This window comes from Nocardiopsis exhalans (assembly GCF_024134545.1).
GTDB lineage: Bacteria > Actinomycetota > Actinomycetes > Streptosporangiales > Streptosporangiaceae > Nocardiopsis > Nocardiopsis exhalans.
The window spans coordinates 6965151-6980165 of sequence record NZ_CP099837.1; the positions used below are offsets into that span (position 1 = coordinate 6965151).

General features: G+C 69.0%; 13 protein-coding genes. 8 read left to right on the forward strand and 5 right to left on the reverse strand.

The genetic code is table 11. The features are described from left to right. Positions 1 to 114: 114 nt before the first annotated feature. Genes NE857_RS30900 through NE857_RS30910 form a run of 3 tightly spaced genes read right to left on the reverse strand, consistent with a single transcriptional unit; the run spans position 115 to position 1578 of the window. The gene (locus tag NE857_RS30900) at positions 115 to 465 is read right to left on the reverse strand and encodes a DUF397 domain-containing protein (RefSeq protein WP_254418793.1); all 351 of its coding nucleotides are present in this window, start codon (positions 463 to 465) and stop codon (positions 115 to 117) included. A gap of 54 nt (positions 466 to 519) precedes the next feature. Next, a complete protein-coding gene (locus NE857_RS30905) occupies positions 520 to 708 on the reverse strand; it encodes a DUF397 domain-containing protein (protein WP_254418794.1) in 189 nt (62 codons plus the stop codon). A gap of 27 nt (positions 709 to 735) precedes the next feature. Then, positions 736 to 1578 (reverse strand): helix-turn-helix domain-containing protein, encoded by an 843-nt coding sequence (locus NE857_RS30910; RefSeq protein ID WP_254418795.1) that lies wholly within the window; start codon positions 1576 to 1578, stop codon positions 736 to 738. Between the two features lie 240 nt (positions 1579 to 1818). Here NE857_RS30910 and NE857_RS30915 point away from each other — a divergent pair, with 240 nt between their 5' ends. The 7 genes from NE857_RS30915 to NE857_RS30945 all read left to right on the forward strand — a co-directional run bounded on the left by NE857_RS30915 (position 1819) and on the right by NE857_RS30945 (position 10190). After that, the gene (locus tag NE857_RS30915; RefSeq protein ID WP_254418796.1) at positions 1819 to 2337 is read left to right on the forward strand and encodes an ATP-binding protein; all 519 of its coding nucleotides are present in this window, start codon (positions 1819 to 1821) and stop codon (positions 2335 to 2337) included. Positions 2338 to 2483: 146 nt separating this feature from the next. Beyond that, complete coding sequence (locus tag NE857_RS30920) at positions 2484 to 3062, forward strand: hypothetical protein (protein WP_254418797.1); 579 nt, start codon at positions 2484 to 2486, stop codon at positions 3060 to 3062. A gap of 14 nt (positions 3063 to 3076) precedes the next feature. After that, a complete protein-coding gene (locus tag NE857_RS30925) occupies positions 3077 to 3577 on the forward strand; it encodes an ATP-binding protein (RefSeq protein WP_254418798.1) in 501 nt (166 codons plus the stop codon). 199 nt (positions 3578 to 3776) lie between these two features. After that, positions 3777 to 5105, forward strand: coding sequence for an MFS transporter (locus NE857_RS30930; protein WP_254418799.1), 1329 nt, complete (start codon positions 3777 to 3779; stop codon positions 5103 to 5105). A gap of 53 nt (positions 5106 to 5158) precedes the next feature. Then, positions 5159 to 6196: a nitronate monooxygenase gene (locus tag NE857_RS30935; protein ID WP_254422157.1), complete on the forward strand. Its 1038-nt coding sequence runs from the start codon at positions 5159 to 5161 to the stop codon at positions 6194 to 6196. Between the two features lie 215 nt (positions 6197 to 6411). Beyond that, entirely contained in the window at positions 6412 to 7611 is a 1200-nt protein-coding gene (locus NE857_RS30940; protein ID WP_254418800.1) for an MFS transporter, read from the forward strand. 56 nt (positions 7612 to 7667) lie between these two features. Then, on the forward strand, positions 7668 to 10190 hold the full coding sequence (locus NE857_RS30945) for a penicillin acylase family protein (protein WP_254418801.1): 2523 nt from the start codon (positions 7668 to 7670) through the stop codon (positions 10188 to 10190). Between the two features lie 95 nt (positions 10191 to 10285). Here the strand turns inward: NE857_RS30945 and NE857_RS30950 are convergent, their stop codons facing one another. Beyond that, on the reverse strand, positions 10286 to 11158 hold the full coding sequence (locus tag NE857_RS30950) for an oxidoreductase (protein ID WP_254418802.1): 873 nt from the start codon (positions 11156 to 11158) through the stop codon (positions 10286 to 10288). Between the two features lie 80 nt (positions 11159 to 11238). Between NE857_RS30950 and NE857_RS30955 the strand changes: the two genes are divergently transcribed. Beyond that, a complete protein-coding gene (locus NE857_RS30955) occupies positions 11239 to 11850 on the forward strand; it encodes a TetR/AcrR family transcriptional regulator (protein ID WP_254418803.1) in 612 nt (203 codons plus the stop codon). 1790 nt (positions 11851 to 13640) lie between these two features. Here the strand turns inward: NE857_RS30955 and NE857_RS30960 are convergent. Next, positions 13641 to 14915 (reverse strand): hypothetical protein, encoded by a 1275-nt coding sequence (locus tag NE857_RS30960; protein WP_254418804.1) that lies wholly within the window; start codon positions 14913 to 14915, stop codon positions 13641 to 13643. Between the last annotated feature and the right edge of the window lie 100 nt (positions 14916 to 15015).

Below are 15015 nucleotides of genomic sequence, written 5' to 3' on the forward strand. Positions count from 1 at the left end.
CGCCGTCTCGACCTTCGCCTTCAGACCAAGGCCGAGATGAGGGTCGGGACTCGAAGGAAGTTCAGAGCTTCACCACCGTCGCCTGGCCGGAGGGAACTGGCTCCGGCACTGGGTTCAGCCGACAAGGACACCGCGTAGGTCGTCGCTACGGAGTTCTCCGGCATCGACACCGAGCTTGAAGGCGCCCCATTCCGCCTTCGTGTAGGCGAGCACAGGCGAACCCGGGGTGGCGGTGTCGGTGAGAGTGAAGCCGCCGTCGGGGAGGAACTCGGATATCAGTCGGCCGGAGTCGGTGGTGCCGTGTGTCACCTGGGCGAGGAAGTGTGACCAGTCAGCGCTGGTAACGGTGAGAGTGGGCCCGTCGGGGTTCTTGGTGTCACCGACCTCAATCACGCCCAGGCGCGCAACCCGCACCTGGACGCAGGTCGCTCCAGTACTGCTGTAACTGGACTTCGTCCAGCTCATGGGGACTCCTCTGCGGGTACCTCGGCTTGATCTCCGAGGTACCCGGATGAGCGGCTAGGGACACGCCTTGAGGATGCTGAGGAGTCCGGTCCACTCGGCGGTGGGGTAGGCGAGGTAGCCGAGTACACGGTTCTGGGTGTCACGCACAGCCGTTTCACCGGTCAGGTCCGCGACCTCGACGCACTGCGGACCGTCGGGGTTGCTGTAGCTGGACTTACGCCACCGTGGAGCGTGGATGTCCATAAGAGGGTCTCGTTTCCGGTCTGCGCTTCATGAAATCAGGCCTTCGAGGAAGGCGGCAGAGTCCTTGACGGACAACGCGCTTCCTTGTGTGCGGCTGAAAACCAGCCTATGCCGGTCGATCTCCTCAGCGGACTCCAGGTAGAAGCCGTCAGCTCGGGATTCAAGGAAGACCACACTATCCGCGCTGTTGTCGGAGCCGAAGCTCAAAATGGTGAACGGCAGACCAGCGGCGGCGTGTGCTCCGGCATCGAACGGCAGCACCTGGACATCAACGTTCGGACGCTGGCCGATCTCGCACAGATGACGTATCTGCTCGTGCATGACCTCAGGGCCGCCGATCTGGCGACGAACAGCGGCCTCGTCGATCACGACGAAGATGAGCGGCGCTTCGCGCCGCTGCAGGATGGTCTCCTGGCGTTCGAGCCGAATCTTCAAGCGCTGCGCGGCCTGGTCGCGCGTACTGCCGACGGAGGCCTCCAAGAGAGCTGAGACGTAGGCCTCGGTCTGGAGTAGCCCGGGGACGAGCCCGATATTGAACTCCTGGATCATCGTGGCCTCTGCTTCCAGACCGAGGAAGGCACCGGGTAGAACGTCCTGGTACTGGAGCCACCAGGGTTTGTGGGTGCGCGAGTCTCGGGCGATCTGGATGAGCTCTTGTGCGACGTCGGCAGGAGCGTCGTAGAGCTGACACAGGGCCATGATGTCGCCCGCTTTGACCCGTTGGAACTCCCCAGCCTCGAGCCGTTGGATCTTGGCTCGGCTCCACCCCAGGTCCTTCCACACCTCGTCCTGCGTCATGTTGGCCGCACTGCGCAGCCGCCTGAGTTGAATCACCAGATAGCGACGTCGGACAGGCATCCCGGTTGCCACGGGGCTCCTCCTCATGTTGTGACTGCTACCGCTCGATCATCAGTGTTCCAGACTCGAAAGGAACTTATGCGACTTTGAGTCATATCTAAGACGAGCACATTGCTAAGTGAGGCGGCCTCATTTAACCTTGATCTCATTGAGCCCTCATCGATGTCGTCCTGAGTGCTCGAGGCCGCTCTGAGTAGAGGACGACTCGCTCTTCGCTCAAGTCAGTTCACTTCTGTGGCTTGGAGGTTCCGAATGACCGGATACGAGATCCCACGGCCGAGGTGCGGTCAGGACGAGAACCGGCGGGTGGCGGGCGGGGTTCCGGTGAGGGAGAGGGACCGTTGGCGCGGGGAGGCCACGGGCTACTTCGACGGGAGGCCGGAGCAGGTCGCACGTGTCCGCGAGTGGTGCCGGAAGGCCACCGGGTTCGATGAGGACTTGGCCGCGCCGGTCGTACTCGTCGCCAGCGAGCTGGTCACCAACGCTGTCCGGCACTCGGCCTCCGGTAACCGGTTCGGGCGGGTCAGGATCGCCGTTGGGGTCATGCCGGGAGACTTCGTCCTGATGAGGGTGACCGACGACGGGCCCCGCGCGGATCAGCCGACCACCTACCCCCATGTGCCCGACCGCTCCGAGGAGCTGAGCGCCGAGGGGTACGGCCTGAACCTGGTCACCGCACTCGCCAAGAAGTGGTGGTGGACCAACCACCCCAACGGTCGGCTGACGGTGTGGGCGTTCATCGACCCCCAGTGCGGTCTCCACGACGCCTGAACGACCCCGGCGCCAACGCGGCGGGAAGCGCAGCCCTCGATGGGCCACTGACACCCGCCCGAGCAGCACACACGAAGATGCCCCAGCCGGTGTTACGAGCACCGGGCCGGGGCGTGACAACCACCTGCACCAACCAGGAGGCCATCATGCATCAGCCTAGCGGGCGACACCGCAGGCCACGTCGAACCCTGGCCGGACAGGCCTGGGCCATCGCCGCCGCACTGCTGGCGGCGGCCCTGACGTTCGTGTTCGTCCCCCACACGCCCAGGCGGGAAGGTGCCACACTTCCCCCCGCGCCCGACCGCCCCCGCCTGTCCGCCGCACCGGCCCCACCTGCGCCTCCCACCGAACCCGAAGCCGAACCGACGCGCATCGCGCCCGAACCCGGCTACTTCCCTGACCGGCGGGCATGGGCGACCTCCGCCCGGGACACGTCCACACGCTGGGCGAACGGCTACCGCGAGGCCGTACCGGACGAGGACGAGGACGCGGGCCCGCTGGCCCGCCCCTACATGCCCCCACCGCCCGAGCCTCGCCCACTGGTCCCCCGTCCCCGGATGCCCGAGGGCGACCTACTGGCCGCCCCACCGCGGACCCCGCACCGAACCGCGCCGGGCACGCCAGGCCGTGCGGGCGGCGCGAGCGCACGGAAGGCCCCGAACGCCCCGGACGACATGGACGACCTCGCGGCAGTGATCCGCACCTACCTCGCCGTCGTCGGCTGAACGAAGGGACGCACATGACCATGACCGGAACCGTTCTCGCACCACCGTCCGACGCCGCGACCTGGTGGGACCACCGCAGCTATCCCGCGGACCCCGCCCAGGTGCGCGAGGTCCGCCGCGACCTGGACACCGACCTGAGCGGGTTCGACGCCGACCTGGTGGCCACCGTGCGGCTGTGCGCGGCCGAGCTGGCCGCCAACGCCGTCAAGTACGCCCCCGGCGCCGGGTTCCACCGTGCACTGGCGATGCCGACCCCGGCCGCTCTGTGGCTGGCGATCATCGACGGGGGCGCGGGGACCGGCCTGCCGCGCATCCCCACCGACCGCACCGACCGGGAACGGGACGACGCCGAAGGCCAACGCGGGTTGGTACTCGTTGACGCGCTCGCCACCACCTGGGGCCACTACCCGACAGGGCCGGGCGAGACGTCCCTGGGGCTCGGGGTGTGGGCCTCCTTCACCCTGCGCCCCGGACAGGCCCCGGCCGGGCTGGGGCGGCTGATCATGACACGCTGACCAGCCCGGACCTTCGGAAGGGGTGACGCGGGCCGTGCCGCGAGCGCGGTGCGGCCCGGCGGTCGAACGGAAGGCGAACGGCTGGGACCGTGACGGGGAGTCCGACGGAAAAACACGTGGAGTAACCGGACCGGGCACTGTTAGCGTCGGCGAAATCCCATCGGGCCCGGTCGCGGGCCCCTACGGAAGCGGACCGCCCATGCCCACCACACCCTCCGCCGAGGAACCCTCGAGCGGGCCCGCGCAACCCGCCCCCGCACCTCCGGCAGCGCCTCCCGGCGCTCCCCCGGCTGCGCCGCCCGGCACTGAAAGCGGCCGGTTCTCGCTGCTGTCCCGACTCAGCGCCTACACGCTGATCAGTACCGCGGCCGACTTCGCGTTCGGCGCGGTCTTCGTCACCGTGATCCTGGCGCGTGGCGCCGACCCCTGGGCGGTGGGCCTGATCCTCGCCGGGGGTCACCTGATCGGCCTGGTCATGGAGGCGCCCAGCGGCGCCCTGGGCGACCGGTACGGCCACCGGCGCCTGCTGACGCTCGGCCTGCTGGTGTGGGGTACGGGTTTCGTGGCCCTCGGGTTGGCCGACGGGCTCGTGCTCACCGTGGTGGGCGTGTGCCTGGGCAACATCGGGATGTCGCTCAAGTCCGGCACCCTCAACGCGATCCTGATCAACCGGGTCGGCGAGCACGACCGGAACAACCGCATCACGCGGATCGTCCGGGTCGGAGCGGTCTCCACCCGGGTGGGTTCGGTGCTGGGCGCGGCCTCGGTGATGGTGGCGGGGACGTGGGTGACCGCGGACACGATGATCGCCGCGGGCGGTGTGCTGGTGCTGCTGCTGGCGGTGCTGGCCCCGGTGTGCTTTCCGCCGACCCCGGCTCAGCCGGACCGGCGGATCGGGGCAATCGTGCTGGAGTCGGTGGTGCTGGTGGCCACCCGGCGGTTCGCTCCCCTGGTAGTGCTGGCGCTGTCCCTGATGTCCGCCACCATGCTGCTCGTGGTGTCCTGGCAGCCGATGCTGCTGGCCGAATACGGCGGCGAGGACGTGCGGCTGAACGGGTTGGTGATGCTGCTGATGACGGTGTCCCTGACCGCCGGGGCGGTCTGCGCGCGCTGGGTGAACAGGGACCGCCCGCACGTGTGGGGTTCGGTGGCCTCGATGGGGATCGGGCTGCCGCTGGTCCTGGCCGCGTACGACGTGGTCCCGCTGGTGGCGGGGCTGGTGGTGGCGGAGTTCCTGATCGGGTTGGTCGGCGTGCTGTCCGGGGTGTGGGCGCAGTTGATGTTCACCGACGCCAACCGGAACACCATGTTCTCGGCGGTGACGGTGGTGACCCTGCTCGGTAGTGCGCTCACCACCAGTTCGTTCGGCTGGATGTGGGACCTGTGGGGTATCCCCGCCGCCGTGTCCGTACTGGCGGTGTTCGCCTTCGTGTGCGCGCTGGTCGCGCTGTTCCTGGCCCGGATCTTCCCGGAGTCCGCGGACTTCACCTGGGCGGTTCGGCAGAACCGGGCCGCCGCCCGGGACTGAGCGCACCGCCTGTTAGCCTGCGGCCCAGTTCGCGAGTGAGAAGGCGAGACACCATGCACCTGCCCGAACTCCTCAGGGCGCGTCCGATCCTGCAGGCCCCGATGGCCGGGGGCACATCCACCCCCGCCCTGGTGCACGCCGTGTCCGGGGCGGGCGGGCTGGGTTGGCTCGCCGCCGGATACCTGTCCGTCCAGGCGCTGGCCGAGCAGATCGACGCGGTCCGGGAACTGGGCACCGAGGTGTTCGGCGTGAACGTGTTCGTGCCCTCCGGTTCCCCGGCGCACGCGCCCCTGATCGAGTACTACCGGGCCGAACTGGCCGAGGACGCCCGCCGCCGCGGGGTGGAGGTCGGCCCGGCCACCTACGACGACGACGCGTGGGAGGCCAAGCTCGACCTGCTGGTGTCCGCTTCCGTGCCGGTCGTGAGCTTCACGTTCGGCTGCCCGTCCGCTGCCGTTCTGGAGCGGCTGCGCATTGCGGGGAAGGCGACGGTCGTCACCGTCACCACCGTCGGGGAGGCACTGACCGCGGTGGCCCGGGGTGCGGACGGTGTGTGCGTCCAGGGGGCGGAGGCCGGTGGGCACCGTGCCACCTTCGATCCGGCGCACGGTGACGATCGGACGCTGCTGGAGCTGCTGCCCGAGGTCGTGCGTGCGGTGGAGGTGCCGGTGATCGCGGCCGGGGGTCTGATGACCGGCACTGACATCGCCACTGCCCGGGCCGCCGGAGCCGCCGCCGTCCAGTTGGGCACGGCCTTCCTACGCTGCCCGGAGAGCGGCGCCCAGGCAGCGCACAAGGCCGCGCTGGCCGACCCCACCTTTGGCAAAACCGCACTGACCTGGGCGTTCACCGGGCGTCCAGCCCGTGGGTTGAGCAACCGGTTCATGCGTGAGCACGGTGGCGCCCCTGCGGCCTACCCCGAGGTCCACCACATGACCAAGCCGCTGCGGGCCGCGGCTGCCAGGGCCGCCGACCCCGAGGGCATGGCCCTGTGGGCGGGCACGGGTTTCCGGCAGGCCGGGGAGCTCCCCGCCGCCGACCTGGTCGCCAAGCTGTACACCGAGACCACTGAGGCGGGTGCCCGCTTCTGACACCCTCCCTTCCTCGTGAATCTTGCTACCAGAAGCAATTTCGGCGATTTCGCTCCTGGTAGCAGGATCTACTGGTTCATCCTGGTGGGTGGCGGGGAGAACTGGCCCGGGGCGGGTGAGCTCACCGGATTCACCGTTCCCTGAGCAACTCCCGGGTTTGTCGGAGGCGGAGGTTAGGGTGGCGGCGCTCTGCTGGCCCCCTTCGTGAGGACGCCGTGACCGAGACCCCCGTCCAACGCCGTTCCCTGTGGCGGTTCAGCCGCGACGAGCGCACCCTCGTCCTGGGCTCGCTGCTCAACTCCATGGCGTTCTTCGCGGCTCTGCCGTTCGCGGCGCTCTACCTGGCGGACCGCACGGAGCTGTCCGCCGCAGGGATCGGCGCGGTCGTGGGCGGTATCCCGATGATCGCGGCCTTCGGCGGGCTGCTGAGCGGGATGGTCGCCGACCGTTTCGGCGCGGTCCGGCTGATGCGCCTGGGTCTGCTGCTGAACGTGGTGGTCTACGGTGCGCTGGCCTTCGTCGCCGCGCCCGCCGCCATCGTGGTGCTCTTCCTGTCCCTGGGACTGGCGCGCACGATGGTCGAGCCGAGCATGAAGAAGCTGCTGTCCCTGGCCGACACCGGCGACGGGCGTATCTTCCGGATCCGCTACATCACCCTGTGCATGGGGGCGGTCGTCGGCCCGGCCGTGGGCGGTGTGCTGTACCACGCGAGCCCGGAGGCGTTCTTCCTCGCCCCGGCGGGTTTCTTCGCCCTGTACCTGGCGGTGGTCCTGGTCCGCGGCGGTGAGCTGTCCCGGCTGGAGACCGTCTCGACCACCACCGCCTCGGTCCCGTGGACCAGCGCCCTGCGCGACCCCCTGCTGATGGCCGCGATCGGCGCGGGCACCGTGGTCTTCCTGGTGATGGCGCAGATGGACACGTCCATCCCGCTGTACATGAAGGGCACCTACGGGGACAGTACGGAGTACCTGTTCGCATCGCTGCTGGTGGTGAACGCCGCCCTGGCCCTGTTGGTGCAGCCCTCGGTGATCTGGCTGTCCGAACGCCTCGCCCGCGGCCCTCTGGTGCTCCTGGGCTGCGTGTCCTTCTCGGTCGCCTTCGTCTGCGTCTGGCTGGGCACGACCGACGTGGTGCTGCTGTACGTGGCCATCGTGTTCTGGACCCTGGGCGAGGCGATCCTGCTCCCGCTGCCGGACATCGCGGTGCACTCCCTGGCCACGGACGACCGCAAGGGCGCCTACTTCGGCCTGTCCGAGCTGCGCTACCTGGGCTTCTTCATCGGACCCGTCATGGGCGGGGCCCTCCTGGACCTGTCCGCGGCGGCCTACTTCGTCACCATGGCCGCCGTCGTCTTCCTGTGTGTCCCCCTGCTCCTGCGCTTGACGAAACCAGACCTACCAGTTGGTAACAATTAGGGACAGGAAACGCTGAGACCTGGAGCACGTGAGCCAAGACACCCTAAAGTTCCGTCATGGGTGTATTGCGGAAGCGTGTCCTGCTTCGTGTTCTTCTGGGCCTTGTGGCCACCATTGCGTCTCTTGCGCTGATCGCATCTCTTCTGGGTGTTTGGGCGGTACGGCAGTCGTTTCCGACGACCTCCGGGGAGCTGACCCTCTCCGAGCTCAGCGGGCCGGTGACGGTGCTGCGGGACGAGCAGGGGGTGGCGCACGTGTACTCGGACAACGCCGAGGACCTGTTCGTCGCCCAGGGGTTCACGCACGCCCAGGACCGCTTCTGGGAGATGGACTTCCGCCGCCACGTCACGGCCGGGCGCACCGCCGAGCTCTTCGGTGAGGGGCAGGTGGAGACCGACATCTACCTGCGCACCATGGGCTGGCGCCGGGTCGCCGAGCAGGAGTACGACCTCCTCGAGGAGGACACCCAGCGCTACCTGGACGCCTACGCGGCCGGGGTGAACGCCTGGATCGACGACAACCAGGGGCTCTCGGCCAGCCTCGAGTACGGGCTGCTCGAGATCACCGCGGACGACTACACCGTGGAGCCCTGGACGCCCACGGACAGCCTCGCCTGGCTCAAGGCCATGGCCTGGGACCTGGGCGGCAACCTCCAGGCGGAGACCGAGCGCGCCCAGCTGCTCGCCAAGGGACTCGACCAGGACATGATCGAGGAGCTCTTCCCGGCCTACCCGACCGAGCTGCACGCGCCCATCACCGACACCGACGAGCACAACGGGGCCGAGGTCGAAGCCGACCTGGGCCGCGCCCCCGAGCTTCCGGAGGACGCCCTCGCCGCGCTGGACGGGCTCTCCGAGATCCACGCGGCCATCCCCGACCTCCTGGGCCCGTCCACCAGCCCCGACCTGGGCTCCAACTCCTGGGTGGTCTCCGGAGAGCACACCGAGACCGGCTCGCCGCTGCTGACCAACGACCCCCACCTGGGCGCCTCCATGCCCTCCACCTGGTACCAGATGGGCCTGCACTGCACGGAGCTCACCGAGGCCTGCCCGTTCGACGTGAGCGGCTTCAGCTTCTCCGGCCTGCCCGGGGTGATCATCGGCCAGAACGAGTCCATCGCCTGGGGCTTCACCAACCTCAACCCCGATGTCATGGACCTGTACCTGGAGCAGGTCGAGGGCGACGAGTACGTGGTGGACGGCGAGAAGCGGCCGCTGGAGATCATCGAGGAGACCATCGCGGTCTCCGGCGGCACCGACCGAGACCTCACCATCCGCTCCACCCACCGCGGCCCGATCCTGTCGAACACCGCCGCCGGGTCCAACCTGCGTGAGATCGGCCAGAACCCGGGCGAGGGCGAGGACACCCCCTACCAGGTGTCCCTGCGCTGGACCGCGCTCCAGCCCGGCACCGCCGCCGACGCCATCTTCGACATGAACCAGGCCCGCGACTGGGACGGCTTCCGCGATGCGGCGAGCAAGTTCGACGTGCCCTCGCAGAACCTCGTCTACGCGGACAACGAGGGCAACATCGGCTACCAGGCGCCCGGTCTGGTCCCGGTCCGCGGCGAGGGCGACGGCCGCTGGCCCGCCCCCGGCTGGGTCTCGGACTACGACTGGGAGGAGGAGTTCCTGCCCTTCGAGGAGCTCCCCAGCGTGTACAACCCCGAGTCCGGGGTGATCGTCACCGCCAACCAGTCGGTGGTGGACGAGGACTACGAGCACTTCCTGACCACCGACTGGGACTACGGCTACCGCAGCCAGCGCATCAACGACCTGCTCGACGAGGCGATCGCCGACGGGCCGGTGGGCGTGGCCGACATGGAGCGGATCCTGATGGACTCCCACCACGGGGCCGCCGTCGCGATCACCCCGTACCTGCTGGACGCGGACGTGGACGGGACCACCGCCGAGGCCCAGGCCCTGCTGGAGGACTGGGACCACTTCAACGAACCCGACTCCGCCGGGGCCGCGTTCTACAACGCCACGTGGCGCCAGCTGCTGCCGCTGCTCTTCGACGAGCTCGGCGGACTCGACATGAACAGCAACTCGCGCGGCATGTACGTGGTGACCCAGCTGCTGGAGGACCCCGACAACGCCTGGTGGGACGGGGACGAGGCCAGCGGCCGCGAGGAGGTGCTCGCCGCCGCCATGGACGCCGCCGTGGAAGAGCTCACCGAGCTGCTCGGCGAGACCCCCGCCGACTGGCGCTGGGGCGACCTGCACACCCTCACCGCGACCCACGAGTCCTTCGGCACCTCGGGGATCGGCCCGGTGGAGTGGCTGTTCAACCGCGGCCCGGTAGAGAGCTCGGGCGGTTCCAGCATCGTGAACGCGACCGGCTGGAACGCGGCCAAGGGCTACGGGATCACCGCGGTGCCGTCCATGCGCATGGTGGTGGACCTGGCTGACCGGGACTCCTCCACCTGGATCCACCTGACCGGCAACTCCGGGCACGCCTTCCACCCCAACTACGACGACCAGCTGGAGCCGTGGGCGCAGGGCGAGACCCTGCCCTGGGCGGTGACGGAGGAGGCGGTCCGAGAGGCCAGTACGGACGAGCTCACCCTCGTTCCGTGACCCTGACCGTGTGGCCGAAGAGCCGCTGACGCATCGGCCCCGGAGACACCTTGACCGTCTCCGGGGCCGTTCGCTCTGCGGCGGGCGCCTGAGCGCTACAGCGGGAACGAGGTTTCGGTCAGTTCCTCGGACAGCTCCCACAGCCGCCGCGCCGCCTCGGGGTCCTGGGCGGCCGCGCTCCGACTGGACGGGCCGGGGGCGCCGTTCATGAACAACCCGGTGGGCCCGGCGAAGGCGGCACCGGGAACGTCCTGGGTGGCGGCGTAGACGGTGGGCAGGGCACCGGCGGCGGCGCTCTGCGCGACGATCCGGTTGAGGATCCCCATGAACCGGTCCTCCAGGGGCTTGCCGGTGCGGCCCTGGAGGTTGGTGGCCGCGTAGCCCGGATGCGCGGCGGTGGCCAGTACCGACGAGCCGGCCCCGTCCAGTCTGCGCTGGAGCTCCAGGGTGAACAGCAGGTTGGCCAGCTTGGACTGCCCGTAGGCCCGGTAGGGGGTGTAGCGCCCCTCAAGGTTCGGGTTGTCGAAGTCGATGCGGTTGACCGTTCGGTGCATCCCCGAGGAGATGGTGACGACCCGCCCGGTGACGTGTGGCAGGAGGAGGTTGGTGAGGGCGAAGTGGCCCAGGTGGTTGACGCCGAACTGGGTCTCGAAACCGTCCTTGGTGCGGCCCTCCGGGACGGCCATGAGACCGGCGTTGTTGACCAGGAGCGCGAGGTCGCCCTTCCACTCGTCCGCGAACTCACGGACCGAGGCCAGGTCGGCCAGGTCCAGGCGGCGGACCTCGGTCTCACCCGCGACCTCGCAGGCGGCCTCCTCCCCCTTGGCGGTGTCGCGGACAGCCAGCACCACGCGAGCGCCGCGCCGGGCCAGGACCTTGGCGGTCTCCAGCCCCAGGCCGCTGTTGGCACCGGTGATGACGGCGGTGCTTCCGGTCAGGTCGGGCAGGCTCACGTTGGTTTCACTCATACCGCCAACGTAGGCGCCCATCTCGGAAGTTGTCAATGACAACAATGATGGCATTGCAAACATCTGACTATGCTGGGGGTATGGCTGAACGTCCCTACCATCACGGAGACCTGCGCTCCGCCCTGCTGACCAGTGCTGAGCGCACACTCGCCGAGCGCGGCCCCGCGGCGCTCTCCCTGCGCGAACTCGCCCGGGAGGCGGGCGTCAGCCATGCGGCCCCCGGCCGCCACTTCAAGGACAAACAGGCCCTGCTCGACGCCCTGGCGCTCAGCGGGTTCCAACGCCTCCAGGCCGCTCTGGAACAGGCCGGAGACACCCGGAAGCTGGATCCCGCCGGGACGGACGGAACGAACACCGAGGGCTACCTCCTGGCCCTGGCCCGCGCCTACATGGGCTTCGCGCTGCCCAACGCCGCCCTGCTGGACCTGATGTACGCGCGCAAGCACGACAGCGACATCTCCGAGCAGCTCGCCGCCGCCGTCGGCGACCTGCTCGCCATCGTCCTGAACGCCATCGCCGAGGGCCAGCGCGCCGGGGAGATCGTCGAGGGCGATCCCGGGGCCATCGCCTTCACCGTGGCCTCGACCCTGCACGGCTTCGCGTCCTTCAGTGCCAACAACACCGTCGAGGACGTCGACGAGAGCCTGAAGGCCATCGTCCACTTCCTGATGACCGGCCTCGGCCCCCGCTGATCGGCCGACCCCGGGCTCGCAGACCGCTGGTGGGCGCCAACCACAGCGCCATGGAGGAGGCCGCCCTGGCGCCCACTTTCCGTGCGGCCGCGAAGGGCTGAATCGGGTAGGCGGGTCGGGTCACCCGACCCGCCTCCCACACCACCAGGCATGCGGGCCCGCACCTGGCGGTTCGTCAAGCCGTCTCAGACGACGACCGGCCCGGCCATCAAGGCCCGGACCCATGGATCCAGCTCTTGGGAACTGCGCCGTGGCCGCCTACGCACCAGCATGAAGCAGCTCTGAGGGAATGCACCCTCTCCGCCCCACGGTGGACCGGCTCTCAGACCGGCTTACAGCGATCATTACGACCCAACCGAGCAAGCCCCCTCCTTCTGCTCCACTCGACGTTCAGCCCTTCCTGACCTGCCGGTCAGTACTATGGCCTCTGCTGACTTCTGCCTGGTCAGACCCACCCTTGCGAGCGGACCCGTCGGCGCAGCGACAACTCAGCAAACCGACACCCAGACAGACCTCCCCGGATAAGAACAGCCACTTTCCCCCTACGCCTGCCGTGTTTACACCCCGACCGTCTTGACGGTGACGGGCTTCGCCATCCGTGGCTGGCTCACCCCGGTCGGACTGCCTCATACACGGTTCGTGTTCCTCAGTGCAGGGTTTCGCCTCGGGCTTCCTTCCGACCCCACCTCGCGATGACGCCGTTGCCTCCGGCTCGCGGTTGGCACCATCTCCTCCCGCAAGGGACTTTCACCCTCAAGCAACTGCCCATGCCGGGCGTACATCGGGTAGGCGGGTCGGGTCACCCGACCCGCCTCCCACACCACCAGGCATGCGGGCCCGCACCTGGCGGTTCGTCAAGCCGTCTCAGACGACGACCGGCCCGGCCATCAAGGCCCGGACCCATGGATCCAGCTCTTGGGAACTGCGCCGTGGCCGCCTACGCACCAGCATGAAGCAGCTCTGAGGGAATGCACCCTCTCCGCCCCACGGTGGACCGGCTCTCAGACCGGCTTACAGCGATCATTACGACCCAACCGAGCAAGCCCCCTCCTTCTGCTCCACTCGACGTTCAGCCCTTCCTGACCTGCCGGTCAGTACTATGGCCTCTGCTGACTTCTGCCTGGTCAGACCCACCCTTGCGAGCGGACCCGTCGGCGCAGCGACAACTCAGCAAACCGACACCCAGACAGACCTCCCCGGATAAGAACAGCCACTTTCCCCCTACGCCTGCCGTGTTTACACCCCGACCGTCTTGACGGTGACGGGCTTCGCCATCCGTGGCTGGCTCACCCCGGTCGGACTGCCTCATACACGGTTCGTGTTCCTCAGTGCAGGGTTTCGCCTCGGGCTTCCTTCCGACCCCACCTCGCGATGACGCCGTTGCCTCCGGCTCGCGGTTGGCACCATCTCCTCCCGCAAGGGACTTTCACCCTCAAGCAACTGCCCATGCCGGGCGTACCACGACGAAGGCCCACCGGATGTTTCCGGTGGGCCTTCGTGAAGCTGAGGGGCCGGTGCGGCGGTCGCCTCACGGCGGGTGGCACAACAGGGCTCCTGCCACCGCTGGGGTGCGGTATTCCCTGAAGGCGTTGATTAGAGCCCGGGGGACACTTAAACCGCACCGACCCGCCTCGTGTAACGGCAGCACCCCTGGAGCTATTCCGCGACCCCGAAGAGTTTTCTGGAAATCTTCGCTCGCCGCGTCGAGATGCCCGTGATGTCCCGGTATCACCCTTGCGCGGGCGCGGTCACCCGCCTGATTCCGGCTGATACTCGCCTCACCCCGGCTGTTACTCGCCAGCCTGGGCCGGCGGCGCGGACCAGGTGAAGGGATCCTCGGGCGGGTGCTGCGGGATCTCGTCGTCGAGGAGCCAGACCCAGTGCGGCCACCACTCGGTCGCCCTACGGTCCATCTCGGCCCGCAGTGACCCGATACCCGGCGTCGACATGAACCCGGAGCTTCGCCACCACGCCGGGTAGTGGTCGTAGGCCCGCTCCACGGCGACCCCCTCCGGGCTGGCGTGCACTCTCAGGAAGAACCAGGATCCGCGTTCAGGATGGCGTTCGAGCCCGCGCAGATCGAAGACGTCCGTGGGCATGTCCGAATCGCTCACCCGCTCCCCCGCGCCGTTGTGCAAAGACATGCTGCTCGCTCGCTCCACGCAGAGGGCGGTGTAGGTGAGCGTCCCTCCGTGCCGGTCGGCCGCACCGCGCACCCACTCCTTCAGCTCGCGCAGCAGGTCACTCTCGGGGACCTCCGGCCGTTCGAGCTCGGTCGCGGCCCGGGCCACCCTGGTGACCATTCCCGCCCACTCGTTGTAGCTGATCACCCAGGGGGCGGGCCGGGTGGCCGGGCGCCCGGTCCCCGCGGGCACCTCCGGCGGGGCCTGGTCTCCGAGGACGAGTCCGGCCCGCTCCAGGACCCCGAGGAGGGCTTCGGGGTCGAGTGCACCGTCCAGGGGGCCGAGCGTCTCCCGAACGCTCTCCGGGCTGACCCGACCCACCGTCACCACTTCGGCCAGCGCGCGGATCGCCGCCTCCACCGTCTCCTCTTCGGGAAGCTGGTCGGGGACTTCATCGCGATACCGGAGGGCAGTGTCCACGCGATCACCGAGTTCGACCAGCAGCTCGGCCACGGACGAGCAGGGAGACAGCATGATCCCCAGGCCGTCCTCCTCGACCCAGTCCGGGTAGGGCACCCGCTGCCAGGTGCCGTCCCACCAGTACGCGAAGCCGAAGTCGCCTCTCTCCTCAGCCCGTTCCACCCACTCCCACGGCAGCCATTCGGGGGCACCAGCCAGCAGGTCGATGGGGGGTTCGTCCGAGGGGATGGTCTTACCAGTGTCGTCCCAGCCGACCAACAGGATCCGACCGCCCTCGACCCTGGTCATCCGCCACCAGTTACCGCCGCCGTCGTCCATCTGGAGGCCGTCGTCCTCCAGGCACTGGAACTCGGGCCAGTAACTACCGAGCCCCGCGCTGACGGCGCAGGACAGCGAGGCCAGCGCCCAGATCAGCGAGGGGTCGGGCAGGTCCTCGGGGCGGCCTGGACTGTGGAACGGCACGGGAACTCCTGTGGTGAACGCGAGCGGGCGCGGGTGGTCGGGGCAGGAATCTTCCTACCGTGCCGCGCCGACATCCAGCCCTCACCCGCTGCCCGTCCCG

Excerpts from the sequence above, each read along its gene's own strand:
- NE857_RS30925 (WP_254418798.1), top strand. The coding sequence starts at position 3,077 with ATGACCATGACCGGAACCGTTCTCGCACCACCGTCCGACGCCGCGACC.
- NE857_RS30915 (WP_254418796.1), top strand. The coding sequence starts at position 1,819 with ATGACCGGATACGAGATCCCACGGCCGAGGTGCGGTCAGGACGAGAAC.
- NE857_RS30945 (WP_254418801.1), top strand. The coding sequence starts at position 7,668 with ATGGGTGTATTGCGGAAGCGTGTCCTGCTTCGTGTTCTTCTGGGCCTT.
- NE857_RS30955 (WP_254418803.1), top strand. The coding sequence starts at position 11,239 with ATGGCTGAACGTCCCTACCATCACGGAGACCTGCGCTCCGCCCTGCTG.
- NE857_RS30900 (WP_254418793.1), bottom strand. The coding sequence starts at position 465 with ATGAGCTGGACGAAGTCCAGTTACAGCAGTACTGGAGCGACCTGCGTC.
- NE857_RS30935 (WP_254422157.1), top strand. The coding sequence starts at position 5,159 with ATGCACCTGCCCGAACTCCTCAGGGCGCGTCCGATCCTGCAGGCCCCG.
- NE857_RS30920 (WP_254418797.1), top strand. The coding sequence starts at position 2,484 with ATGCATCAGCCTAGCGGGCGACACCGCAGGCCACGTCGAACCCTGGCC.
- NE857_RS30930 (WP_254418799.1), top strand. The coding sequence starts at position 3,777 with ATGCCCACCACACCCTCCGCCGAGGAACCCTCGAGCGGGCCCGCGCAA.
- NE857_RS30950 (WP_254418802.1), bottom strand. The coding sequence starts at position 11,158 with ATGAGTGAAACCAACGTGAGCCTGCCCGACCTGACCGGAAGCACCGCC.
- NE857_RS30905 (WP_254418794.1), bottom strand. The coding sequence starts at position 708 with ATGGACATCCACGCTCCACGGTGGCGTAAGTCCAGCTACAGCAACCCC.